This window comes from Phyllobacterium sp. SL163, from assembly GCF_049896885.1.
GTDB classification, from domain to species: Bacteria; Pseudomonadota; Alphaproteobacteria; order Rhizobiales; family Rhizobiaceae; genus Phyllobacterium; species Phyllobacterium calauticae.
On record NZ_JAFCVE010000005.1, the window covers coordinates 289,715 to 314,150 of the forward strand.

Consider the following 24,436-nt stretch of genomic DNA (forward strand, 5'->3'; position numbering starts at 1 on the left):
ACAGGCAAATGTCAGATCAGGTGAACCTCAACGCCGCATATATGTGACGAGATCGGCTGAGACGCGATTTGCTATTTGCCGGGAACGCGCTGCCAACATGCGGAACCGACGCGTTCCCTTTTCTTCGTGGCGGAACTTTGCAACGGTTCCACGATCTTGCGGTCACCCTCGACAGTGTCGTCAAGCAGACATCCTTACCTCTCTTCGAAGAAACGCTCTACATCATTGGCCCGTCGGGGCAGTTCACGCCCGATGCGGAAGTGACAGTGGAACGTGCCCTCGGCCTGCCGCTGATCCCGCCCGCGCGTCGCCACGGAATCCGCATACTGCTTGAACGGCAGGCTCTGATGTCCGGACGAGAACTTAACATCGTGCGCGAAATCGAAGGTGTGGCGAGCACGAAGGCGGCAATTCGCGCGGGTCTCGGACTGACGATCCTCGGGCGCGGTGCGGTCCATCCCGAGCAAGAAAACGGAACTCTGTCCGCCATCGCTCTCACACGCCCCGGTCTCACCCGCTGCCTCGTTCTCGACATGCCGGCCGACCATCCGCCGACGCGGGCCGTCATCGAGGTGCAAAAAATTCTGCTTGCTGTTGTCACAAAACTCGGTGCTGACGGCCACTGGACTTGCCTCTCACCGGCGCTGTCCGCGACCCGGTAGGTATTCTGCCGCAGACATCTGACGCAATATTGGATCTGCGCGTTCAGTTCCTTCAGATCTATTTTTGTGCTTCCGTGGCCATTCGAATAGCTAGGCCGGCCAAAACAGTTCCCATAAGATAGCGCTGCACCGTCATCCAAAATGGACGATTGGCAAGAAATGCTGCGATCGAACCAGCCGTAACCGCGATCATGGAGTTGACAGTCAAGCTTATGGCAATTTGCGTAAAACCGAAGCTGATTGACTGCAAGAACACGCTTCCAAGCTCCGGCTTTACGAACTGCGGCAAGAGAGACAGATACAGAACCGCCGCCTTGGGATTGAGGAGATTGGTTACAAAACCCATGACAAACAGTTTCTGTGGTGTGTCCTTTGGCAGTTCTCGGACAACGAATGCCGAGCGTCCACCCGGCTTGAGGGCGTTCCAGGCAAGCCAACCGAGATAAATTGCTCCGCCAAATTTCAAAACCTCGTAGGCAAACGGCACCGCAAATACGAGTGCCGTAATGCCAAGAGCAGCGGAAAGCATGTAAAAAACAAATCCCAGCGCCACACCCCCAAGGGAAATCAATCCCGCTTTCGGGCCCTGGCAGATTGATCGGGATATGAGGTAAATCATATTGGGGCCAGGGGTACAAACCATACCAAAGGCAATTAATCCGAATGCAAGCAGGCTCGTTACTTCAGGCATTTGTCACCTTTTGAGAGTGTACGCTGCTACCCGTGTTTTGAGAGTGCTCACTACCGCTGCGACCGCATACGCTGCAAGCACCCAATTGTCTGCATGACAAGTTTAGGTGCTGGAAATAGGACAAGGGCTATGGGTAAACCTTGCCCTGTGAATAGTGACTGGAAAGGCGGTTGTTTAGAACAACCACCCCACTTGCCTGCCGGACGCTCAGCATATATATTAGACAAATGCCTGATAATTCGTCCCGACCATCTTCACCGCCACATATCCCGATGGATGCGCTAAGCGAAGTCCTGCAGGACTTTCGTTTGAGCGGCGTCAATTATGGCCGCTGCGAGCTCCGGCATCCATGGAGCATCGCCTTTCCGCAACAACCGCTGCTTCGTTTTCACTTTGTCAGCCAAGGCCCGTGCTGGATCCATACCGAAGTGCAGGGCTGGCAGGAGTTGCGCGATGGCGACCTGGTGCTGCTGCCGCAAGGCATCGCCCATCGGCTGGCCAGCGCGCCGGATGTTGTGGGCGATTCGCTCAAGGGTTGCCACGTGACCAAGCTGGGAAGCAACGTCAGCGAAGTGGTGCGGGAGGGAACGGGGGCGACCAGTACCCTTTTCTGCGGCTCCATGGCCCTGGGTGCCTGTGCGCTCAACCCCTTGATCACTTTGATGCCGCCGATCATCAAGGGCTGCGATGTCGCCGGCAACGACCCGATCGTCGGTCCCTTGCTCGCGGCAATGACGGTCGAGGCCGCGCAACCGCAGATGGGCAGCGCCACCATCCTGTCGCGGATGGCGGACCTGCTGACCGCCCGGCTCATCCGCTGCTGGGTCAATTGCACCGGAGCCCCGACCACCGGCTGGCTCGCCGCCATCCGCGACCCCCATATCGGCCGCGTCCTGGCGGCCATGCACCGAGACCCCGGCCATAACTGGACCCTCGAAAGCCTCGCCGCCCTTGCAGGGCAATCGCGTTCGATTTTCGCCGAGCGTTTCAGCGCTGTTTTGGGAGAAGGCGCGGCGCGCTATCTCGCCCGTCTTCGTATGCAACTTGCCCGCGAATTGTTGGGGCAAAACGGCATGTCGGTTGCCGAGGTCGCCACTCGTTTGGGCTATGAGTCCGAAGCATCGTTCGCGCGCGCGTTCAAGCGTATCACCAGCGTCTCGCCCGGCGTTGTGCGCCGCACCATTTCCGGACGAACGGACATGCATTTCGGATTTTAGGATACATATCATCCGAGCGGACTCGTTTATGAAGATCTCCAAACCTTGGAGATACTTCAATGACAGACACAACATTACAACTTGAAGGCACCGCGATAGATCTTGATGCCGCTCCGCCAGTCGCGTGGAGCCCGGCCACCTGGTTCGCGGTTCTTTCAATGGCGGCCGCCAGCTTTGCGCTGGTGTCAGCCGAATTTCTGCCGGCAGGCCTGTTGACACCGATGGCGCGCGATCTCGGGATCAGCGAGGGAACGGCCGGGCAGGTCGTCACTGCCACCGCTTCCGTCGGCGCCGTCACGGCCATGTTGAGCAATGTTCTGATCGGCCGACTGAACCGCAAGACAGTGCTGGTTGGTCTCAGCGCCTTGGCGATCGGTTCCAATATTCTTGCGGCGGTCGCGACCGATTTCTGGCTATTGTTGCTGGGTCGGGCCGGGCTGGGCATCGCCCTCAGCGCTTTCTGGGCACTTTCCGTTGCCGTCGTAGCGCGGCTGGTTGGCGCCAACGCCACTGGCCGGGGCATGGCGATCGTTACCCTCGGCGTCTCGCTCGCCACCATTGCCGCACCGTCGATGGGTGCATTGATCAGCGATTGGCTGGGCTGGCGCAGCGCCATGGCCATGACAGCGGGACTGGCCGCGGTTGCCATGGTGTTGCAATTTCTCAGCCTACCGACCCTGCCTGCCACCACGAGCAACAGTCTTGCCGACGTCTTTCGGCTGACACGGCGGCGTGGCATTCAACTCGGCATGCTGGCTATTCTTTTGCTCATGACCGGGCATTTTGCCGGCTCGGTCTATGTGCGCCCCTTCCTCGAACAGGTCACGCACCTTGGAACCGGACCGATTGCCCTGGCGCTGCTCGGGTTTGGTATCGCCGCCGTGATCGGCAACGTTGTTGGTGGCCGCATGGCCGACGCCAATATCCACACGGCTCTCATGGCTACCGCCGCCTTGATGGGGCTTGCAGCGCTCGCTTTGGTAGTATGGGGTGTGCACATTGGCGTTGCCTTCGGTTTCGTCACCTTGTGGGGGCTCGCCTTCGGCATGGCGCCCGTGGTGCTGCCGACCAACCTGTCCCGTGCCGCGCCTGACGCTCTGGAAGCAGCAGGCAGCCTGATGGTCACCTCTTTCCAGGTCGCCATCACGATTGGCGCGGTGGTCGGCGGCTATGTGGTGGACACTTATGGCGCTACGGGGCCCTTGACCCTCACCGCCATCCTTGCTGCGTCGACGGTCGTTCTGGCGCTGCTACAGCCCCGCAGCTAATCTCTGTTGCTGGGCGTGGTTGATAGAGCAACCAGGAGTCATCACAGGGTTGCAGATGCGGCACTCACGCCGCATCTGCAAAGCGCGGCGTACGGCCTTGGCATTTTTTCGGATAGCATCGCGGGCCTATGGTGCCGGTTTAACCCGCGAGAAAACCGCCATCCGTGCAGAGGATATGGCCGACAACATAATCAGCCTCACTTGACAGCAGCCAGCAAACCGCCGCCGCAACTTCCTCGGGATGGCCCATTCGCCGCAGGGGCAGGCTGGCCGCGACCTGACGCATATCCGCAATACCGGACGCCAGCATCATATCTGTCACCACGCGCCCCGGAGCGACGCCATTGATCCGCACGCCCTGCGGTGCATATTCCATGGCAGCTGAACGCGTCATGGAAATGGCGGCTGCTTTCGATGCAGAATACAGCGACAATCCAGGATTGGGATTGCGTAGTCCGCTGACGCTTGTGTTGTTGACAATCGTCCCGCCACCAGAGGCCAGAAGCGCCGGTATTTGATGGCGCATACAATGAAATATAGCCCGCACATTGGTGTCAAATACCTGACTATAGACAGTATCCGTCTGGTCAGCCAAGGAAGCTCGCTTCTCCTGAAACCCGGCATTGTTGAAAACCGCGTCCAGTCTCCCGAAGCGTTGCAGAAGTGTTCTGACCAGTTGCTCAACCTCCGCTTCACAGGCAACATCTGCCGTAACAAAGAGTGCCTCAGCACCGATGGTCTCAAGTTCGGTGGCAACGTTTTGCCCGATAGCCTGCCTGCGACCCGCAATGACGACCGCCGATGCACCCTCGCGAGCCATTCGAAGCGCCGCAGCGCGGCCGATGCCAGTTGCACCCCCCGTGACCAGACATACTTTGCCTGCCAGCTTGCCGCCCGGCCTCCATTGTGGAACGGGTCCTGCCAGAATTACCGGATCGACATCATTCAACGCCATACTCCTTGTCTCCAGATTTATCTTCTGTTCGGCTGGCCTGCAGGGCGCAGGCATAGGAATCCAAGCTTTCCGGCAAGTTACGACCGGCCTCGACGCCCATCCTCGTCAGCGCTTCCATCACCTGATGCCGTGCAAACGCATCGACCCGCTGCAGCGTCGATACCCCTTGCGGGGTAAGCGACAAGGGCTTTACACGCGCATCGTCATCGCTCACTTCCTCTGCTAATTCACCGGCTTTGACCAGTTTGCGCACCATTCTGCTCACCGTGGATTTTTCCAGGATGAGGACAGCACTGAGATCGGAAGCCGTCATGGACCCGCGTGCGCCGATTTCAACCAACGCATGTACCGCAGAAGGCGGCAGATCAGTTGCCGCCAGTGTTGGCCGCAGGAAGCCAAGCTCCCGTACAAGTCGGCGAGAGGCATCGCGAATCCGGGCAATATGAGATTCATCGTTGCTAGCAGCCATACTGCGTCGCCCTTAATAGTTGTGTGATACAACTATATGGGAATTCTGTATCGCTGAAAAGGGGCCACATAATAGAAACCTAGGATAAGCGCCTAAACGAAGACCGATAAGAACGTGCAATGGCATTGGGTGCTATAGCCGCGCCCCTCAGAGAATTCACTTTGCCCGCCCCAAGCGTCGGTACATCATTGGTTCGCGGCAGAGCCAACTCTTTGTCGCCTGTTTCAGACAACGCGGAAAATCGGCTTGCACTGCCTCGAGTCGCGATGATCCCATGCTCAATAGTATTGCACAAACCCATCGCGAACCGCGGATGATCACGCGAAATGGCAAGCCAAGCGTGGTCACGGTCTCCGTGGAGGAACGGGCGCGGAATGCTAGTCATCCTGATCCTGGCAAAGTCATCAGTTTTTCACCATAGTATCGCGGCTCTTCCAAACCTGCAGGAAAACGCGGACGGCCTCCCTGGTCATCGCACGGTTTAAGCTTTTGTCCTCCAGCACCGTACCGAGCAGAAGCCGGGGAAAGAGAAAGCCACTGATGCTTCCTAAAAAGAGCATGGCCTGAAGTTCGGGGTTCTCAACGTTCAATTCCCCCGAACGATTTTTTTCAGAAAGGTATTTGATTAGCCGGTCGAGCAACTGCCCTGTCCGGGCAGATTTCACTTTCGCGCCAAGCATAGGCATTTCTTCGAATGCCTGGATCATAGCTCTCAACAGCCGCGCCATTTTAATATCAAGGAATTGGTCGGCAACGATTACCGCTATGGATTCCAGGAGTTCGGCAGGTGATGCATCCCAGGGCGCATCCTCAAGCCTCTGCTCAATCTCAATGCGCAATTCTTCAAAAACGGCTAACAGCAATTCTTCCTTACTCTGAAAATGATTGTAGATGGTTTGGCGAGACAGCCCCATCTCTGCTGCAACGCTGGCCAAACTCACCCCAGGTCCATGCCGTATCAACATGCTTCGCGCCGTGGTTACAATTCGTGGGACGTTACTCCCTGGCCTGCCTCTTTGCATTGTGTCCTCGCTACCGTGATGGGTCAAAGTCTTCGTTACCGATAATTAATTAGACTTTACAGTACAGTCAAATAATTTGGCCGTGGAATTCCGCCACAACAACGCACGTACGAAAGCGCCAACCCTGCACGAAGCATTTTTGGAGCAGCGCGAGCGCAACAAATACAGGGCTTTGCCAGATGCAATCACGAAAATTGAAATTGTTCGCTGCCGGTCTCATTCTTATCTCCGCGTCAGGAGCAGCCGGTTGGTACGGCTTACAGAAAACCGTCATTGCGGATGGCACAGTGCAGTCTGGCACGGCGCAGCTCCCACAAGCTGCTTCTGTAGAGGTTGCCAAGGTAGAGACAATCAAGCTGGATAAAACCTGGACGACGGTTGGAACCCTAAAAGCTAAGGAATCCGTCACGCTGGCGTCCGAAATAGCGGGGCGCATCGCCACAATATCGTTTGAGGAAGGTCAGGCAGTAAAGGCGGGCGATATACTGATCGCGCTGGATACGTCGGTACTGGATGCAGCCGTAAAGACCGCTCAAGCAGCGTACGATCTTGCGCGGATAACCTTCGAGCGAGCAGATTCTTTGTCCAAGCGCGGCATAAGTGCGACCCAGACCCGCGACGATGCGGAGGCGGCATTGAGAAGCTCGGAAGCAGGCCTTGCACTGGCCAAGGCTCAACGCGATCAAGCATTCATCAAAGCTCCATTTGGCGGCGTTGTCGGCTTAAGATCAGTCAGCGTTGGCTCCTACATCACCGCGGGGATAGGAACAACTACCGGAACGGGACTCGCGCGGCTGGAGCAGATTGATCCACTCGTCGTGGAATTTACATTGCCCGAAATTGCAATGCCAAATGTTGCTCCTCGTCAATTGGTAAAGATCGTTACGGACGCTCTTCCAAATATGACCTTTGACGGTGCGGTTTACGCGATTGAACCGTCCATTGACGAGGCAAGCCGATCAATTCGATTGCGTGCACTTTTGGACAATGCCGACCTCAAGCTTCGACCTGGACTATTCGCGCGTGTGGACGTCACTGTCGGATCCAATCCCAACGCTCTGGTGATACCGGAAAGTGCGATTGTTCCCGACGGGCAGAAGCAGACAGTGTTCCGACTGAAATCCAACGATACAGTGGAGGTCGTTGAGGTAAGCCTGGGCCAACGGCTCGGCGGAAAAGTAGAAATTGTAAACGGCCTAGCAATTGACGATATCGTTGTATCGGCAGGTCAGTTGCGACTGGCTTCGGGCACCACTGTAAGTATTACCAATAACCACACGGCGGGAGAGATCTGATGTCGCTGTGGGAGACCTGCATCCGCCGACCTGTACTGGCCATCGTCCTTAGTCTTGTTCTGGTTCTTATAGGCTTCGTTTCATACGAACGTCTGACAACCCGGGAATACCCGGATGTCGAGGAACCTACGGTTTCCGTCTCAACCACCTATTCCGGCGCGAGCGCAGAAATCGTCGAAAGTCAGGTTACCCAGGTCTTGGAAACTCAGCTGTCTGGTATTGCAGGCATAGATGTTGTGACCTCGACAAGCCGCGCCGAAACAAGTGCAATCACTGTCAGATTTACGCTCGGGACTGACCCCGAAGTTGCTGCGGCTGAAGTTCGCGATCGGGTGTCACGCGCAAGACGCAACCTTCCGGACGAAATCGATGAGCCAATTGTTGCAAAAGTGGAAGCGGATGCCCAACCCATCATGTATGTCGCCTTCACAAGCACGAAACAATCAAGTCTGGAAATCACGGACCTGCTCAATCGTGTTGTCGTCGACCGGATCCAGAATCTTCCCGGCGTTTCAGAGGCGCGCATTCTTGGCGCTCGAGAATATGCCATGCGGGTGTGGATTGATGCCCAAAAGCTTGCGGGTTATGGATTGACGATCCAGGACGTCGAAACGGCGCTGACGAACCAGAACGTAGAAATTCCTGCTGGCCGCATTGAAAGCAAGGACCGCGAATTTACCCTGATTGCAAATACGGCGCTGGCTACCCCTGACGAATTTTCAAACATAATCATTAACGTAACAAACGGTTATCCGGTGCGCTTGCGCGATGTCGGTCGGGCCGAACTTGGCGCGGCCGACGAACGCCAGGCAACGACAAAGCAAGGATTAACTGCTGTTTCTATCGGAGTGGTTCGTCAGGCTACGGCCAATCCTCTGGAGGTCTCGCAGGGCGTCCAGGACATTTTGCCCGAAATTACGAAAAGCCTGCCTGAAGGCATGACGGCTGAGGTAACATACGATACGTCCATTTTCATTGATCGTTCGATTGAATCGGTTTTCGAGACCGTTGGTGAGGCGATTGTCCTTGTCGTGTTGGTTATCTTTCTTTTTCTGCGATCGGTCCGGGCCAGCATTATACCGATCGTCACCATTCCTGTATCCTTGATCACGTCGTTGGCATTGATGTACGCCATGGGCTTCAGCATTAACACGCTGACATTGCTTGCCATGGTGCTTGCCATCGGGTTGGTTGTCGATGATGCTATTGTCGTTCTGGAGAACGTTCATAGACGAATTGCCACGGGTATGAAGCCGGTGGACGCAGCAATCGCCGGTACCGGTGAGATCGCATTCGCTGTCATTGCCATGACATTGACCCTTGCCGCCGTTTATGTCCCGATAGCTTTCGTGGAAGGGCGTACAGGCCAGCTCTTCATAGAGTTTGCATTGACTCTTGCCGGCGCCGTCATTGTTTCCGGCTTTGTCGCATTGACGTTAACACCCATGATGTGTTCGCGTCTGCTTCGTCATGAAACAAAACAAAACAAAGTATCTAGGGTACTCGAACGAGGACTCGACTGGATCAACGATGTGTACCGCAAAGTTTTGTATCGAGCCATGCAGGCACGCTGGCTGGTCGTCTGTGCTGGCATAATCGTGGCTCTTTCGGCGGGCGTTCTTTTTGTTCAACTGCCGAGTGAGCTCGCACCCATCGAAGATCGCGGCGTTGTCCGAATTGCCGGAACAGCCCCTGAGGGATCAACATTGGCCTTTACCGAACGATACGGTGCAATGGCCGAAACCATTATGGAAGACATACCCGAAATCGAGACGTATTTCTCGGTATATGGCTTTCCGCAGGTTACGGGTTTCGGCTCCTTTGGCCTTCTGAAGGACTGGAGTGAACGAGACCGCTCGCAACAAGAGATTATCTCTTCAATCGCGCCTGCACTGGGTAAAATCGCAGGCGTTCGGGCATTCGCTTTCAACATGCCCTCTTTGACAACCGCGCGCGGCAGTGGCGCAGGTGCGAACAATCCAGTTCAATTTGTGATCCAATCCTCGTCTAGCTATGAAGATCTCAATACACTCGTGAACACCTTTGTCGAAAAGGCCAGACAGAATCCGCAATTGATCAACGTTGAGTCCAACCTTGATCTCAACAAACCGCGCATGGAAATCAACATGAATCGCGAGAAAATTCGCGAAGCCGGACTGCAGGTCGCGGATGTCGGCCGCACTTTGGAGACTATGTTTGGCAGCCGACAAGTTACACGGATTGACCGCGACGGGGAACAATCAGATGTCCTCGTACAGCTTGACGCGAAGGACCGCAGCACACCAAATTCAATCAATTTTGTAAACATGCGCGGATCGAGTGGCCAACTCATACCGTTGTCCAATCTGGTTACAATCAAGGAAAGCGTTGAGCCTGCCAATCTTTACCGCTTCAACAGGTTGCGATCCGCAACAATCAGTGCGGGGCTGACGCCAGGATATTCACTCGGCGAAGCACTCACCTATCTGGAAGGCATCGCGGGAGAAACATTCCCGGCCTATGCGCAATATGATCTTGAGGGCGAGTCCCGCGACTTCAGGAGCTCAAACTCCAGTATCGTGTTTGTATTCGGTTTGGCGATTCTTTTTATCTATCTCGTACTAGCGGCACAATTCGAGAGCTTTATCAGCCCTTTCATCATCCTGCTGACAGTGCCGCTCTCCATCACTGGCGCACTTCTGGCATTAACTTTGGCAGGTGCAACACTCAATGTTTACAGCCAGATCGGGTTGGTCACACTGGTGGGCCTGATAACCAAGCATGGCATTTTGATTGTGGAGGTCGCAAACCAAATGCGTGAACAGGGCAAAGATGTCATGACCTCCATCATCGAGGCCGCCGTTATGCGTCTGCGCCCCATTTTAATGACAACAGGTGCAATGGTTCTCGGGGCAGTGCCGTTGGCCATCGCAACCGGTGCCGGAGCTCAAAGCAGGCAAGCGATTGGCTGGGTAATCGTCGGCGGGATGTCTTTCGGAACCCTGCTCACACTTTTTGTTGTCCCCATCGCGTATTCCCTTATTACGCGCGACAAACCAACGGCAAGTACTGCGTCCATCAGCTAGGGTCAGGACCCTAGCTGTGGAGCCTCGAGAGATTGTCCTCCGTTAGACCGAGTTAGCCGATGGGTAGTCTTGAGTTTGGACTGCCATGGGGCTTGCATCACCCTCAGCATCGAACCCAAGGCATTCCGTTCAGTTGGAAACTGACAGTATGTCGTTGCGTTGTTTTCCGCCGTTCGCAATCTCCTGATCCCGAATTACAATAAATCGTCGGCGAACCAAATGCGCAATCACAGACTGCATTCCATGGAGCAACGGGACATCAACCTGTCAGAACTTGAACGAAATATCGGCCTTGAACGCATTGTCCTGCGCCTTGCTGGCAAACTGTCCGGAATAAGAAATGCCAATCGTTGCCTGTGGTGAAAGCTTGAAATCGAGACCCGCTTCAAGCACGAGCGCGTCTTTGGCAATGGCGACGCCGGAGATATCAAAGGCAGCGCTACCGGTAAACGCAAGATTCGAATGGGGTACGGTGTCACCGAACGCATGACGCCAACCCAGCATGCCACGCGCAGCCGTTGTTACATTGCCCAACATGAAGTCCGAAGAGGCCCTGACGCCCAGCGTCGTGAATGTGTCATCCGTATCCGTCTTGCTGCCGATGAGAGCCGCTGCTCCGCCGGTTTCAGCAAAGGCGTCGTGCTTGAAATTGACATAGGCCAGATTGACGAAAGGCTCAAAGGCAACACGATTGGTATCAATTCGATAACCGAGCTCGCCGAATACCTGTGCTGTGTGCGCATTGAATTTGGCAGATGTATCGTCTGAGAAACCGGGGAAAACGACAGACCGGTGGATATTGATATCGTGCCACGTATAGCTCGCACCCGCCCTAAAACCAAGATTACCCCATTGCGAGCCGCCATATACGCCGAGGTGATAATTGTCGCTGTCACCTGAAGAATTTCGATCATCCACTTTAAAGGAGGTGTGACTATACCCAGCAAGCAGACCAAGGCGCCAGTTGTCAGCGATTTGGGTATCTGCTCCGATCAGAAAGCCACCGGTCGTGCTCTCAAGACTCGCGGCGTGTCCGTTGCTTTCGCCTGAACCCCAATTGCCGAACCCTGTGCCCCATACGCTAAATTGATCCGTCACCGAGGGTGCAAGTTTGGGTCCGTCATCCCCATAGGCCATAATCGGGACCGCTACCGCTGCGACACCGCTAAAAGAACCACGGATTCTGTTGATTGCCGCATCTCGGATGAAGCGACTATCTTCCAAAAGAACGGTTGTTGCGGAGGCATAAATTTCGCCGGACAGCGCGTCAAAGGCTTCCCGTGCAGATGCTGCATCCAAGATGAGAAGTGTATTGTACAGCGCAAGTGCGTTGCCGCTTTGCGGCAGAGTGTTAAGCGCGCCAGCAGTTGCTATTTGATGCGGAGTGGTGGCCGCTATGGGGAACGGACCTCCGCCCGCCGTTGGGGATTGCTTGACCGCTATTGTGAGATCGACAGCTTTTGCAGTGTTCGCGAGCGTTGCATCCAGAAAGGCGGAATTGGTCAAGACATTTGGATCGAATGTACCGCCAACGCCGCCTTGCGCGGTGAGAATCCGATAGGTCTGGCCTGTGTGATAGTTCGTTGCAGGATCAAGCGCGCGAACCGAAACCGTTCCGCCCTGCAGCGTTGCAATCCCTGTTGCCGCGATGAGATCCGAAGTACCGGCTGAGGTGATCTCCACGTTGTAGACCGAACCGCTGGCAAGGGTTACATCTCCAGCAATGTTGAGTGTACCGACCGAATTGCCAGGCGCAATCACACCACCTGAGGCAATTGTTGTGGTTCCGACTGTTCCTGTGCCTGAAAGCGTAGCGCTATTGAGCACCTGAACGGCTCCGATCAGAGCACCGTTGACAGAAAGAACACCTGTCTGAACGGTTGTCCCACCGGTGTAAGTATTGTTTCCGGACAGGGTGAGTTTGCCTGTGCCCGTCTTTACCAGAGATGCTCCGGTACCGCCGCCGGTACCCCCATCCTGAATAATGCCGGAGATCTCCGTCGATAGATTATTCGCGCCGACTGTTAGTGCAGTCCCGCCAAGGAAGAATCGGCCGCTACCTTCAAGAGAACCCGCCGTGTTTGTGGCAGGACCATTGGAAAAATCGACGAGCCCGGTACTGTTGGCAATCAACCGCGCATTGCCACCGGTGCTGTTCGTAAAGAAAACGGTTTGGCCGCCTGCGTTGGAAGTAATTGTTGCGTTGCCAGCCGATCCGCTGTCATCAAAGAGCGTTCGACCACCGCTGTTGTTGGTAATGACAGCGTTTCCAGCTGAGCTGGTACCGCGAATAAGCGTCAGACCGGTATTGTTGTTTGTGATCGTGGCATTGCCGGCAGTACTGGCGTCGAAGAATGTCACTCGTCCATTGTTGGCGTTGATCAGAGACGCGCTACCGGCGGTGCTGCTGTCATCGAATTCCGTATTGCCTCCGTTGTTGGAAATATTGGCAGTGCCTGCAGTACTTGAATTGATGAAAGCGGTTGTACCACCAAGGGTGTTCGTTATGACCGCATTGTCTGCTGAGCTGGTGTCACCGAATAACAATGCACCGCCATTGTTGGTTATGATGGCATGCCCTGCGATGCTGTCACTGAAGAAATCCGTGCGGCCATCGACGTTGTTGAGAATGGAGGCATTGGCTGCGGTGCTCGTACCGAAGAAGAGGGTCTGTCCCCCATCGCCATTTGTAATGGTCGCGCTGCCTGCATTGCTGGCGCCGGAAAATAGTGTGAGCCCGCCAAGGTTGGCAATACTTGCATTCTCGGCAGTACTGTCATTTGTGAAGTCCGTTTCGCCGCCAGTAAGGTTTGCAATGGTAGCTGTGCCGCCTTGGCTTGTGTCCTGAAACGTTGTGAGATCGCCAGAATTGTTGACTATTGCGGTATTGCCGGCAGAACTGTTGCCCGAATACGTCGTATTGCCGGCGAAGGCTGTTCCAGCAAGCAGTGCCATTGTAAGCGCTGTCGATGCACTTGTAGCTTTATACAGGGCCATGGCAGTCATTTCCCTCTCGATTTACACCGAGCGCAACTGGGCGAGTACGGGGTTATTTCACGATGTCCTGCCCCTCCGCCCGAATGTGCGGGCAACCTCACCTAGACCCTCGATCACATACTGAGAGCGGACGACTTCCAAGATACCAAACCGCGATCCGCCCCAGCGCGCCCAACCGGACGCGCATTCAGTACAACCGATCCATGCTCTTCACGTGTAGATGGATGATAGACTTAGTTGGCGGAATTCACGGACGCCCAGTTTCAAACTGCTACCTAGAATGGCTAATGACCGCCATCCCAATGGCGGTCATTGCAGGAAGCTGGCACATTGCCTGGAAGACAAATGCGCCCAATGACTGAGATGGGCCATTCAAGCCATGTAGCTGGCTGCGTTGCCCGCATTACTAACTATAGCTCGCTCGCTTCAGCATTTTCAGCCTCGGCTGCGCCATGCCTGGGTTCGGACGAGCACAGCACGAGACAATCCTGCGTGAACAAGACGTGCGAGCACATTGGTGTAAAAAATCATCATGCCCATGGCTGCCGCTGGTGCGATATCGCCGGCGTCATCCATGTTGAGCACCGCAACGGAGGCCAGCGTCGTATCGGCGGAATAGATGAAAACCACAGCTGAAACGGTGGTCATCGCATTGACGAAGAGATAGATCGAGATGTCGAGAATAGCCGGCAGACAAACTGGAACGGTCACCCCGGCGAACAGCTTGTAGAAAGGCTGTTTTAACGAAGCGGCGACAGATTCAAACTCCTGATCGATCTGCTTGAGGGCCGTGAGAGCCGTCAGATGCCCCACCGTGTAGAAGTGGGTAATGGTGCAGACAACCAGAATGGTCATTGTGCCATAGATCGAATGCAGTGGGTTGGCAGGATTGTTGAAGAAGAAAATATAGGCAAGTCCCAGCACCAGACCCGGAACGGCCATGGGCAGCATTGCCAGGAAATGGAAAATGGCGCGGCCTTTCCAGAACCCTTCCGTCTTTTCCACCATATAGGCGCCGGTGAAAACGACAATGGTTCCGAATATCGCTGTCAGCCCCGCTAGCTGAATGGAGTTCTTATAGGAGCCCCAGCCACCGCCATCCATATGGTTAAAGGCAAAATTCTTCAGGCTGAGACTGAGATCGTAAGGCCAAAACTTGACCAGTGCCGCCAGTTGGCAGACCAGCAAAATTCCGATGATAAAGGCAGCCACCAATGCACACCAGACGAGGCAAAGGCGGTCGAACCGCCGGTTCGGCTTCGGCTCATAGGGAACGGATCGTGCCGAAAGCAGTGCGACCTGCTTTTTCTGCACCAGACGATCGACAACAAACGCGGCAAGTGCAGGCACAAGCAGGATCACCGAGACAACAGCGCCCATTTCAAAATTCTGCTGGCCGATGACCTGCTTGTAAATATCGACCGCCAGGACATTGTACTGGCCACCGATCACCTTCGGCAGGCCAAAATCCGTGATTGCCAGCGTGAACACAACGAAAGCCGCCGAGATGAGCCCATAACGTGCTCCCGGTATCGTAACGGTCCAGAAGGTACGCCAGCGGCTGGCACGCAATGACGCCGCAGCCTCGTAATGGCGCTGGTCGGAAATGGCGAGCGCCGTCGAAATAATGATCAGCGCGTGCGGAAACGTGAAGAAAACGGAACCAACAACGATGCCCAGCGGTCCATAGATGGATGCACCGAACAGCACATCCCGGATCATACCCTGATTGCCGAAGAGATAGATCAAGGCAATGCCGGGCAAAAGCGAAGGCACAAGGATTGGCGCCATTGCGATCATACGGAACACACCCTTGTATCGCATGCAACTGCGGTTCATCGCATAGGCAAAGCCAAAGGCGATACCGACTGTCAAAACAGTGCTGATAACAGCTATGAACAATGAATTCTGGATGGACCGGAACAGCGTCGGTGTGGAAAAATAGCTGACATAATTATCGAAACCGGTGGACCGTGACGATCTCAGCGCAACACGGCGAAAGGTGTTGGAATCCACCTCCTGCCATTGAGTGCCCCGATGCAGGTCTGAGCCGATCAGATAGGTCGTATCATCCGTGGTGCCGCGTAGTCGGTATTTTACCGGGCTGCGGAAGCTGAAGTCTGGAAAGAAGCTGGTCGCGGCGAGCCTGCCATCGGCGTTCGTTGCAAGCTTATCTGGCGAGAGAACCGAAAGCCTGTCGTTCAGCACAGCTGCGGTGGTGGCTTGACTGAAATTACCGGCCGCATCGCTCACCTGAAACTCGTACCGGGTCAGGTCAAAACTATAGGTGGAGAACGATTTCGATAGCATTACATAAAGCGGCGCAGCCAGTGCAACGATCAGATAGAGCGAAATAACGATCATCAAGCCGCGTTTGACCAGATCATCTGCGTCCAACTGAAGTCTTGGTGTCTTGTGAGGAAGCGGCATGAGCAAATCAGTGACTGCTGCCATGGTGGCCTCCGTTCGGAAACACCAGAAGACGGTCGGCAGGCAGCTCCACCGTCAAAGCCCCACCTTCAGCAAGGCCAAGACGCCGGGCAGCATTGATCGAGAAGTCCGCGATGAGAACCTCGTCGCCAAGCCTTTCACCGCGCAAACGGGTCCGCCAGAAGGAACCGAGAAACTCCATCTTGCCAATGATGACGTCGATGAGATTCGCCGTGTCGCCCGATTTGGATCCTGGCTCGTATGGAATGACATCTTCCGGGCGTATCGCCACAATAACGGGTTCATTCACACCGAAAGCGTGCTGACGACAATTCAGGTGACCGTTGCCGAAAGCTACATCATGCCTGTCTGTTGCGCGTGCCTGCAACTTGTTGGTCTCGCCAATAAAATCGGCAACGAACAAAGTGCGAGGATGCCGATAAACTTCGGTTGGCGTGCCAACCTGTTCGATGATGCCATGGTTCATGACAACGATGCGATCCGCCATCGATAGCGCTTCTTCCTGGTCATGCGTGACCATGATGGTTGTGACGCCAAGCTTGCGCTGCAATTCCTTGATCTCGTGGCGCAAATGCACGCGTACCTTCGCGTCCAGCGCCGAGAGTGGTTCGTCAAGCAGCAATAGGCCGGGGGAAATGGCTATAGCCCGGGCGAGAGCGATGCGCTGTTGCTGACCGCCGGACAGCTGCGCCGGATATTTACCGGCTTGATCCTGAAGGCCGACCAAGAGGAGCAGTTCTTTTACCCGGTCTTCGATTTCGCGCCGCGACCGCTTGGCATTCTCAAGCCCGAAGGCAATATTCTTGGCAATGGTCAGATTGGGAAACAGGGCATAGGATTGAAACACAATGCCGTAATCCCGTTTTGACGGAGGCAGCGTGGAGATATCCTTGCCGCCCTGCTGAATAGTTCCCCGGCTTTGCAAATCGAGTCCGGCAATTGCCCGCAAAAGCGTGGTTTTCCCGCAGCCGGACGGTCCAAGGAAACAAACGAACTCACCTTCCTTGATATCAAGCGAGACGTCTTTCAACGCATGAAATTCGCCAAATGCTTTCCACAAATTCGAGATTTGTAAATACGCCGGGTCACTGGATGGTGTCATTGGGCGCACCTCCGTGGGCGTTGCCGCAGAGCGAGCAAGAGTTTCATGTCTCATGGGGGCACCTCGCAAGAATTGATAAAGGGTGCCGCCTGAGCGGCACCCGGTTCAAATGCTGAAAGCCCTCAGCTTTTCGGTTCCGATTTGGAATCGTAGCGTGTGTTCCACTCCTTGAGGATCGCGTTGCGGTTGGTCGCAGCCCACTCAAAGTCATTCTTGATCATCTTCGAGGCGACATCCGTCGGCAGGTTCTCGACAGGCTTGGCAATACCCGGCATTGCCAATACGGCATAGCCGACATTGTACATCTCATTGGCCTTCTTGCTGATCGACCAGTCCATCAGCACCTTGGCTGCCTCTAGCTTGGGTGTACCGGCAATAATAGCACCAGCTTCTGCTTCCCAGCCCGAGCCTTCTTCCGGGAAGATGATATCGATGGGGGCTCCGGCAGACTTTGCCTTGGCACCGGGAAATTCAAAGGAGACACCAATGACAGTCTCTCCAGCGCCAGCCATCTTGCACGGCTTCGAACCGGAATGGGTGTAGCTCGAAATATTCTTGTGCAGCCCGTCCATAAAGGACCAGGCATCCTTTTCACCGAACATCTGCAGCCAAGCCGAAACATCAAGGAAACCTGTACCAGAAGAGGCCGGATTTGGCATCACGACATGGTCTTTGTATTCGGGCTTGGTCAGATCTTTCCAGCTTTTTGGCGGGGTCAGGCCGAGCTTCTTACCTTCAACCGTGTTGTAGCAGATCGCCGCCACATAGGCATCCATCCCCACCCAGCTTGGCGGTGTGGAATTATCGACGAATTTTGGATCAAGCTTTTCGACTCCCGCAGGAGCATAAGGCTCCAGCATGCCTTCACTCTTCAGCATCAGCAGTGAAGATGCCGCGACACCCCAGACCACGTCAGCTTGCGGATTGTTCTTTTCGGCGAGAAGTTTGGCCGTCATGACACCCGTGGAATCGCGCACCCAGTTGATCTTGATATCCGGATGATCGGCATTGAACGTGTCGGCATAGCGCTGCAGATCAACTGCCTCGAAGGCGGTGTAAACGGTCAATTGAGTCTCGGCATAGGCTGCCGATGACAGAAGCGTAAGGGCAAAGGCGGCAAGCGCCACAGATTTGTGCGTGTTCATGACTTGGTTCCCATTTTTTAAAGGTCGGCTTATGCGCTTTTTTGCTTGGGAAAGGTTCGCCGCCGTCAACCGAGAAATGTCTCATCTTGCCAGAACGCGCCCAGTCCATACGTTGATAGTGAGGAACACCCTTTGATAAGTAAAATCTATTTATCTGATATTATTATTGAAAAAATCGATGATGTGGCTGACAATGGAAGCAGAGAAAATCCAGCATTTACAAATGAAAAGAGAGCGCGATGCGCTCTCTTTTCGCGTCAAAAACAATGGTTCATTCAGACCCAGGGCAGTGAATAGGTCTTGACGTTCGTGTAACTCTTCATGGCCTCGGAAACGCCTTCCTTATAGCCATTCCCGGAATCCTTGATGCCACCGAAGGGAGACATTTCAATCCGATAGCCAGGGACTTCCCAGATATTGACTGTGCCGACCTGAAGACCCGCAATGTATTTCTGCATGCGGCGGAAATCATTGGTGCATACGCCCGACGATAGGCCAAAGGCGGTGGAATTGGACAGCGCTATCAAAGCATCGTCGTCATCCGGAGCGCGGATAATCGGGATGATTGGACCGAAGGTTTCCTCCATGACAAGCTCGGAAGCATGAGGCACGTGATCGACAACAATCGGCGGCAGCAAGGCACCTTGCCGGCCGGGATTGTAGAGGATATCGGCACCCTGCTCGGCCGCCATGTGCACGCGATCTTCGAAGAGAGATGCGGCTCTTTCATGAACCACGGTGCCAAGATCCGTCGAGCGATCCATCGGATCACCGAAGCGCAGTTTCTTCGCCCGTTCCAGCACCAGCGGCACGAACCGGTCAGCGACCTTCTCCTGACACAGGATGCGCTTGACCGCAGTGCACCGTTGGCCGGAGTTCTTGGTCGCGCCGGCAACTGCAAGATCAGCGGCTTTGGCAAGATCATCATCACTCAGATCATTGAGGATGATGAGCGGATCGTTGCCTCCAAGTTCCAGTACGGCGCGCTTATAGCCCGCTGTAGTGGCAATCATCTTGCCGACAGGAACGCCGCCGGTGAAGGTGATGAGCTCAATGTTCGGATTGGTGATCATCTCCAGGCCGATATCCGCCGGCCACCCGGTGACAACGGACAGCATTTCCGGTGGCAAACCGGCTTCGTAGAGAATATCGGCCAGCACGAGGGCGGTCATCGGCGTCAGTTCCGTTGGCTTGCAGACAACGCAATTGTTGGTGGCGATAGCCGGAGCAATCTTGTGCGATACCATGTTGAGCGGATGATTGAAGGGCGTGATCGCCGAGATTGCCTTCAACGGCTCACGCATGGTGAAGATTTTCCGCGCCTTGCCGTGCGGGGTCAGATCACAGGAAAAAATCTGACCATCATCCTGAATGCACATCTGCGCCGACAGAGTAAATACATCATAAGCCCGGCCCACCTCGTAGAGTGAATCGGCTTTGGAGATACCCAGCTCCAGTGTGATCAGATTGGCGATCTCTTCCCTGCGGCTGGCAAGCGCTTCGGCGGTGCGAAACAATATCTGCTGACGTTCATAACGCGTCAGCTTCGGCGTGTAATTCGCAGCGATCTGGAAAGCTTGCCGCGCATGCTCCGTGCGGCCAGCTGGAACGGTACCCACCACTGCACCGGTATAGGGGTAGTGGACCTCAATCACACCGTCTGCGTCGACCTTCCGCCCTGCAATGCGCATCGGCTCGTGCCGTACTTTAAACTCTGCTTCCACCTTGACCATGATCCTGTTTCCCCGCGGCTATGCCAAGGCCGCGGCCATGGCGGCATAATGGAAGGCGTCAAAATTGCGCAGCTCCGGAGCACTAGGCAGATCAGGCAATTTGCGGTTGACGATGAAGGGCACCACCTGCTCGGTCAGACCACCATGCGAACGCAATGGCTCGTTCAATGCCGCAAGGTCATGACGGTGCTCGCTGGTGCCGAGCGTCTTGTTTTCCGTGGAAAGAAAGACAATGTCACCAATCCGGTCATTGGGCAGTTCGAAACGCTCGCATGCTGCAGCATTGTCGAGCACCACATCAATGCCTTCAATCTTCGCCAAACGCGCCATGATATCGGCTTGATCGGCTCCGTCCGGCAGATACGCGGTGGCGAACGAACCCAGTGCGCCGTGATGCACGACATAGGGGTCGGTGATCGGCAGAATGACGCGAGCCGCATCCTTGCCCAGCCAATCGTCGAGCAGATCCTGAACGTAGATAACGTCCGGCGATCCGTCCGCCTTATGCTTGGGCTTCATTCCATGGTCAGCCGTAACGACAATCGCCGCACCCAAGGCGTCAAGTTCAGCCAGGTATTTGTCGAACATCTCGTAGAATGCATTGGCTTCGGGAACACCCGGCGCATATTTATGCTGTACGTAGTCCGTGGTGGTCAGGTACATCACATCAGGTTTGAAGGTCTTCAGCAGCTTGACACCGGCCGCAAACACAAACTCCGACAATTCCGCCGAATAGACCTCCGGGACAGGTCTGCCCAGCCATGCCGACGCATTGTCGATACCGTGCTCTGCCTTGGTTGATTTGTCGGACTTTTCTGACGAGAAGCAGATTGCGCGATCCTCATCGAACGCCAGACCATGGCCAAGCAAGGCACGCAGCTTATCCTTCGCCGTGACGACAGCCACGCGTGCACCGGCATCGTAGTAGGCTTTGAAGATGGTCGGCGCGCGCAGGAAGCGCGGATCGTTCATCATCACTTCCTTGCCGGTCTCGCGCTCATAGAGATAATTGCCGCAAATGCCGTGTACAGATGGCGGGCGCCCGGTGGCAATCGACATGTTGTTGGGGTTGGTAAAGCTCGGGATGACGCTATGGGCCATGCGAACAGTGCCCTTCTCCTTGATTTTGACCAGAGCCGGCATCAGCCCCGCTTTGATCGCCTCATCGAGATAAGCGGGCTCGCAACCGTCGAGGCAGATTGCGATGGCCGTCACACGCGGCCAAGCATAATTGCGGCCGTTGACGCTGACATTGACGGGGGACATCTGGTTCATCGGAATAATCCTTGTTTATAAAGCGGTTCAGGCGGCAAGTTTGGCGCGTTCGGCGATAGCAGCGGCAGGAGGCGCCGCCGTATCAACACCCATCTCGCGCAGGGATTCTCTGGCAGCCTTGACGACGCGGCGCATGACATGTTCGTCCATGCGGCCGATGCAGCCAACACGGAAGCTGTCCACGACGGTCAATTTGCCGGGATAAATGATAAAGCCCTTGTCTTTCATCAGTTCGTAGAAGCGATCGAACGAAAAGTCCGGGTGGGCAGGATTGAAGAAGGTGACGATGATCGGCGAGAGCCAGCGGTCCTTGAGCAGGGTTTCAAAGCCGAGTTCGCGCATTCCTGCGACCATCACATCGCGGTTGTTTGCGTAGCGCGCACCGCGGCCGGCAACACCACCTTCCACTTCGTGCTGGCGCAGCGCTACCAGAAAGGCTGCAACCACGTGCGTCGGCGGCGTATAGCGCCATTGTCCGGTCTTGATCAGATGTGCCCACTGCGCATGTACATCGAGGCTCAGTGAATGGCTGCGTCCCTTGGCGGCTTCCAGTTCGCTCTTGCGGGCAATGATGAAGCCGAAGCCAGGTACACCTTCGATGCATTTGTTGGCAGAAGAGACCATGGCCTCATAGCGGATTTCGTTCACATCAAGCGAAATCGCACCGAATGCACTCATCGAGTCGATCAGCAGTTTGCGCCCCTTGGCGTAGACAGTCTCCGAAATCTCGTGCACCGGATTAAGGATGCCGGAGCTGGTCTCGCAGTGGACGATGATCACATGGGTAATGGCGGGATCGGCGTCGAGCGCAGCCGCGACCTCAATTCCGCGTGGGGGCATGTAGTCGCCCTTGTCGATCACGGTATGGGCCCGGCCAAGATAGTTCAGCGTTTGTGCAATACGTTGACCATACGCTCCATTGACCAAAACAAGCGTTTTACTATCCCGTGGCAGAAAACTGCCCAGCATGGCCTCAACGGCGAATGTGCCACTTCCCTGCATAGGAACACAGTCAAACTCATCATTTTTGTCGCCGGTCAGCGCGAGGAGGCGGCGGCGCATCTCTGCGGTCATCGCGCGAAAATCACCATCCCACGAACCCCAGTCACGCAGCATCGCCTGCTTGACAGTATAGGAGGTAGTGAGCGGGCCGGGTGTCAGAAGATATGGTTCGCCAAGCTCTGGCGTATCGAATGGGGTTACCGCTGTAGTCTGGTTTCCGGTCAACATTGTCATTCCTCCTGACTGACATGAAGTGCTCTTGTCCATCATCTCCCATGGATACGATATATATGTAAAATCGTTATTTTGTATCTATGTATAATTAAAATCGATACATCGCGCATGAATTAAGACAACCCGGTGCTGCATGGAAACTGGTCAGGCGGATTGAGCCAGCCGGCTTTCCAGCAGATGGCCATTCTGGGTCAGGATCGGATACGCCGCCGAGGCAAATAGAGAATTGATCTCTTTGAACGCCCGTACTGCTTCCAGATGAATATCGCTGGTTTCGATGCTCTCCTGCACATCGGATTGCAGACGATGCAAATGCCGTTCGTGACTTTGGCGCTCGAGCTTGCGCATCCGCTCTTTTTCTACGACGAGTTGCCGCGCTGAAACCACATCGCCCGAAACCAGTACATTCATTGCCAGTTGCATATTGACGAGGACGCGCTCGTGAATTGCAGTCAATTCCGACCAGCCGGCCTTTGAAAAATGCAAATCCTTCTCATTTTTTTCCAGCGCAAGAACCAAAAGATTCTTGGCGATAATATCTCCGGCCCGTTCGAGGTTGATGCAGAAATCTGTCAACTCGATGCCCCGCTGCGCTTCTATCGCGGTCATGATTCCGCGGTTGATTTCGGCGATATAGAGCTTGATGTCGGTGTGAGCGCGGTTCACCTTGATGTCCAATTTTTGTGCCTGTTCGATCTGTGCCTTTGTACCGGCGTCAAGGAGTTTCATCACCGGCTGCAACATGATCTCGACCACCTCGCCCATATGCAAAACTTCACGCGTTGCACTTGCCAAGGCCAAACCCGCAGTCCGAATGACTGTCCTATCTAGCGCGCTTATGCGCTGCGAGGTCAGGTCATTCACATCGCTTTTCTGAGGCGCAATATCGGGAAGCATTAACAAAACAAGCCGTTCGACAAGCCCGGTCAATGGAAGACAGAAAACAAGCAAACCAAGATTGAATGCCAGATGAAAATTAACGAGCTGGCGCGCCTGGTTCGTCCCAAGCAGATCAAGGGGGACAGCCATCATATGCAGTATTATCAGCACAATCACGGCGGCGATGCCGCGAAATATGAGATTGCCAAGGGGCAATCTCCGGGCTTCCAAGCCCTGACCGCGTGTTAGCCAAAACCCGATCAAACCTCCACCAAGGTTGGCGCCCAGTATAAAGACGAATCCTACCTCTGTGGGCAAAAGACCCTGCATCGCAAATGTAACAAACAAGAGGATTGCCGCAACGCTGGAATGGATCAGCCAGGTGAAAAGCGCTGCCACGAAAAATGCTGTCAGATAATCCTCCTTGAGATAGCCTATCGCTACAGGCAAAAATTCGCTGTGCCGCAACGGCGCAGTTGCCTCGGCAATCATATGCAACGACAAAAGAATGAATGCTATTCCAAGCAGAATGCGCCCTATTTGAATAATTAACCGCGACTCAAACTTAAGAAAGAGGGTTCCACCGGCCAGCAACAAGACTGGAATCATCCAGCTGAGATCAAAGGACAGTATCTGTACCACCATTGCCGAACCAAGATCGGCTCCGAGCAGGATCGCAAGTCCCATCGAGACCACCAGAACGCCGCTGGCGGCAAAGCCGGACGCAAGAACGGCGACCGCCGTTGAACTTTGCAGCACCACCGCAAGCGCTGCGCCCGCTGCGGCGGCCTTGACCTTACTGTTCCTTGTGCCACGCAGTGCTTCACGCAAACTGGATTCAAAAGCGCGCTCAACGCCGGTTCGAACCATACGGACAGCCCACAGCAACAGCATCGTTGCACCGGAAAGATGGAGAAGGACTAGTGAAAACTGCATAACAACGGCTCCCTCCGGAACCGTGCAAGAGGCGACTG

17 protein-coding genes are annotated in these 24,436 nt (G+C 55.0%); 5 read left to right on the top strand and 12 right to left on the bottom strand.

Annotated elements, in window-relative coordinates; translation table 11 throughout:
• Window positions 1-137: 137 nt before the first annotated feature.
• Complete coding sequence (locus ACP7B1_RS13615; protein WP_346306842.1) at window positions 138-662, top strand: LysR substrate-binding domain-containing protein; 525 nt, start codon at window positions 138-140, stop codon at window positions 660-662.
• 58 nt (window positions 663-720) lie between these two features.
• Here the strand turns inward: ACP7B1_RS13615 and ACP7B1_RS13620 are convergent, their stop codons facing one another.
• Window positions 721-1,353 carry a LysE family translocator gene (locus ACP7B1_RS13620; RefSeq protein ID WP_346306841.1) on the bottom strand — a complete coding sequence of 211 codons (633 nt, stop codon included), beginning with the start codon at window positions 1,351-1,353 and terminating at the stop codon, window positions 721-723.
• Window positions 1,354-1,580: 227 nt separating this feature from the next.
• Between ACP7B1_RS13620 and ACP7B1_RS13625 the strand changes: the two genes are divergently transcribed.
• Both ACP7B1_RS13625 and ACP7B1_RS13630 read left to right on the top strand, forming a co-directional pair.
• Window positions 1,581-2,570, top strand: a complete 990-nt coding sequence (locus tag ACP7B1_RS13625) for an AraC family transcriptional regulator (protein WP_223614499.1) — start codon at window positions 1,581-1,583, stop codon at window positions 2,568-2,570.
• 59 nt (window positions 2,571-2,629) lie between these two features.
• A complete protein-coding gene (locus tag ACP7B1_RS13630; RefSeq protein ID WP_346306840.1) occupies window positions 2,630-3,838 on the top strand; it encodes an MFS transporter in 1,209 nt (402 codons plus the stop codon).
• A 139-nt stretch (window positions 3,839-3,977) separates the two neighbouring features.
• On the opposite strand, the gene ACP7B1_RS13635 is transcribed toward ACP7B1_RS13630, so the two are convergent.
• From ACP7B1_RS13635 to ACP7B1_RS13645, 3 genes are all read right to left on the bottom strand, one after another.
• Window positions 3,978-4,793: a glucose 1-dehydrogenase gene (locus ACP7B1_RS13635; protein WP_346306839.1), complete on the bottom strand. Its 816-nt coding sequence runs from the start codon at window positions 4,791-4,793 to the stop codon at window positions 3,978-3,980.
• On the bottom strand, window positions 4,780-5,262 hold the full coding sequence (locus ACP7B1_RS13640; RefSeq protein WP_426136969.1) for a MarR family winged helix-turn-helix transcriptional regulator: 483 nt from the start codon (window positions 5,260-5,262) through the stop codon (window positions 4,780-4,782). The genes ACP7B1_RS13635 and ACP7B1_RS13640 overlap by 14 nt, the downstream gene beginning before the upstream one ends.
• Before the next feature lie 404 nt (window positions 5,263-5,666).
• Window positions 5,667-6,284, bottom strand: coding sequence for a TetR/AcrR family transcriptional regulator (locus tag ACP7B1_RS13645; RefSeq protein WP_346306837.1), 618 nt, complete (start codon window positions 6,282-6,284; stop codon window positions 5,667-5,669).
• Between the two features lie 179 nt (window positions 6,285-6,463).
• On the opposite strand from ACP7B1_RS13645, the gene ACP7B1_RS13650 reads away from it, so the two are divergent.
• Window positions 6,464-7,579 (top strand): efflux RND transporter periplasmic adaptor subunit, encoded by a 1,116-nt coding sequence (locus ACP7B1_RS13650; RefSeq protein WP_346306836.1) that lies wholly within the window; start codon window positions 6,464-6,466, stop codon window positions 7,577-7,579.
• Window positions 7,579-10,644 (top strand): efflux RND transporter permease subunit, encoded by a 3,066-nt coding sequence (locus ACP7B1_RS13655; protein WP_346306835.1) that lies wholly within the window; start codon window positions 7,579-7,581, stop codon window positions 10,642-10,644. The genes ACP7B1_RS13650 and ACP7B1_RS13655 overlap by 1 nt, the downstream gene beginning before the upstream one ends.
• 267 nt (window positions 10,645-10,911) lie before the next feature.
• Here the strand turns inward: ACP7B1_RS13655 and ACP7B1_RS13660 are convergent, their stop codons facing one another.
• The 8 genes from ACP7B1_RS13660 to ACP7B1_RS13695 form a co-directional block, all read right to left on the bottom strand.
• Window positions 10,912-13,650, bottom strand: a complete 2,739-nt coding sequence (locus ACP7B1_RS13660; protein WP_346306834.1) for an autotransporter outer membrane beta-barrel domain-containing protein — start codon at window positions 13,648-13,650, stop codon at window positions 10,912-10,914.
• 426 nt (window positions 13,651-14,076) lie between these two features.
• Window positions 14,077-16,095, bottom strand: a complete 2,019-nt coding sequence (locus tag ACP7B1_RS13665) for a putative 2-aminoethylphosphonate ABC transporter permease subunit (protein WP_346306833.1) — start codon at window positions 16,093-16,095, stop codon at window positions 14,077-14,079.
• Complete coding sequence (locus ACP7B1_RS13670; protein WP_426136970.1) at window positions 16,079-17,248, bottom strand: putative 2-aminoethylphosphonate ABC transporter ATP-binding protein; 1,170 nt, start codon at window positions 17,246-17,248, stop codon at window positions 16,079-16,081. The genes ACP7B1_RS13665 and ACP7B1_RS13670 overlap by 17 nt, the downstream gene beginning before the upstream one ends.
• Before the next feature lie 68 nt (window positions 17,249-17,316).
• On the bottom strand, window positions 17,317-18,339 hold the full coding sequence (locus ACP7B1_RS13675; protein WP_403183321.1) for a putative 2-aminoethylphosphonate ABC transporter substrate-binding protein: 1,023 nt from the start codon (window positions 18,337-18,339) through the stop codon (window positions 17,317-17,319).
• Window positions 18,340-18,614: 275 nt separating this feature from the next.
• A complete protein-coding gene (gene phnY, locus ACP7B1_RS13680) occupies window positions 18,615-20,072 on the bottom strand; it encodes a phosphonoacetaldehyde dehydrogenase (RefSeq protein ID WP_426136971.1) in 1,458 nt (485 codons plus the stop codon).
• An 18-nt stretch (window positions 20,073-20,090) separates the two neighbouring features.
• A complete protein-coding gene (gene phnA / locus ACP7B1_RS13685; protein ID WP_403183329.1) occupies window positions 20,091-21,347 on the bottom strand; it encodes a phosphonoacetate hydrolase in 1,257 nt (418 codons plus the stop codon).
• A gap of 27 nt (window positions 21,348-21,374) precedes the next feature.
• Complete coding sequence (locus tag ACP7B1_RS13690; RefSeq protein ID WP_426136972.1) at window positions 21,375-22,577, bottom strand: 2-aminoethylphosphonate--pyruvate transaminase; 1,203 nt, start codon at window positions 22,575-22,577, stop codon at window positions 21,375-21,377.
• Between the two features lie 150 nt (window positions 22,578-22,727).
• Complete coding sequence (locus tag ACP7B1_RS13695; protein ID WP_426136973.1) at window positions 22,728-24,398, bottom strand: Na/Pi cotransporter family protein; 1,671 nt, start codon at window positions 24,396-24,398, stop codon at window positions 22,728-22,730.
• Window positions 24,399-24,436: the final 38 nt, after the last annotated feature.

What these genes read in the sequence shown, in the direction of transcription:
- ACP7B1_RS13660 (WP_346306834.1), bottom strand. Translation starts at nt 13,650, where the DNA reads ATGACTGCCATGGCCCTGTATAAAGCTACAAGTGCATCGACAGCGCTT.
- ACP7B1_RS13665 (WP_346306833.1), bottom strand. Translation starts at nt 16,095, where the DNA reads ATGGCAGCAGTCACTGATTTGCTCATGCCGCTTCCTCACAAGACACCA.
- ACP7B1_RS13650 (WP_346306836.1), top strand. Translation starts at nt 6,464, where the DNA reads ATGCAATCACGAAAATTGAAATTGTTCGCTGCCGGTCTCATTCTTATC.
- ACP7B1_RS13655 (WP_346306835.1), top strand. Translation starts at nt 7,579, where the DNA reads ATGTCGCTGTGGGAGACCTGCATCCGCCGACCTGTACTGGCCATCGTC.
- ACP7B1_RS13690 (WP_426136972.1), bottom strand. Translation starts at nt 22,577, where the DNA reads ATGTTGACCGGAAACCAGACTACAGCGGTAACCCCATTCGATACGCCA.
- ACP7B1_RS13675 (WP_403183321.1), bottom strand. Translation starts at nt 18,339, where the DNA reads ATGAACACGCACAAATCTGTGGCGCTTGCCGCCTTTGCCCTTACGCTT.
- ACP7B1_RS13625 (WP_223614499.1), top strand. Translation starts at nt 1,581, where the DNA reads ATGCCTGATAATTCGTCCCGACCATCTTCACCGCCACATATCCCGATG.
- ACP7B1_RS13620 (WP_346306841.1), bottom strand. Translation starts at nt 1,353, where the DNA reads ATGCCTGAAGTAACGAGCCTGCTTGCATTCGGATTAATTGCCTTTGGT.
- ACP7B1_RS13630 (WP_346306840.1), top strand. Translation starts at nt 2,630, where the DNA reads ATGACAGACACAACATTACAACTTGAAGGCACCGCGATAGATCTTGAT.
- ACP7B1_RS13645 (WP_346306837.1), bottom strand. Translation starts at nt 6,284, where the DNA reads ATGCAAAGAGGCAGGCCAGGGAGTAACGTCCCACGAATTGTAACCACG.
- ACP7B1_RS13635 (WP_346306839.1), bottom strand. Translation starts at nt 4,793, where the DNA reads ATGGCGTTGAATGATGTCGATCCGGTAATTCTGGCAGGACCCGTTCCA.
- phnA (WP_403183329.1), bottom strand. Translation starts at nt 21,347, where the DNA reads ATGAACCAGATGTCCCCCGTCAATGTCAGCGTCAACGGCCGCAATTAT.
- ACP7B1_RS13640 (WP_426136969.1), bottom strand. Translation starts at nt 5,262, where the DNA reads ATGGCTGCTAGCAACGATGAATCTCATATTGCCCGGATTCGCGATGCC.
- phnY (WP_426136971.1), bottom strand. Translation starts at nt 20,072, where the DNA reads ATGGTCAAGGTGGAAGCAGAGTTTAAAGTACGGCACGAGCCGATGCGC.
- ACP7B1_RS13670 (WP_426136970.1), bottom strand. Translation starts at nt 17,248, where the DNA reads ATGAGACATGAAACTCTTGCTCGCTCTGCGGCAACGCCCACGGAGGTG.
- ACP7B1_RS13695 (WP_426136973.1), bottom strand. Translation starts at nt 24,398, where the DNA reads ATGCAGTTTTCACTAGTCCTTCTCCATCTTTCCGGTGCAACGATGCTG.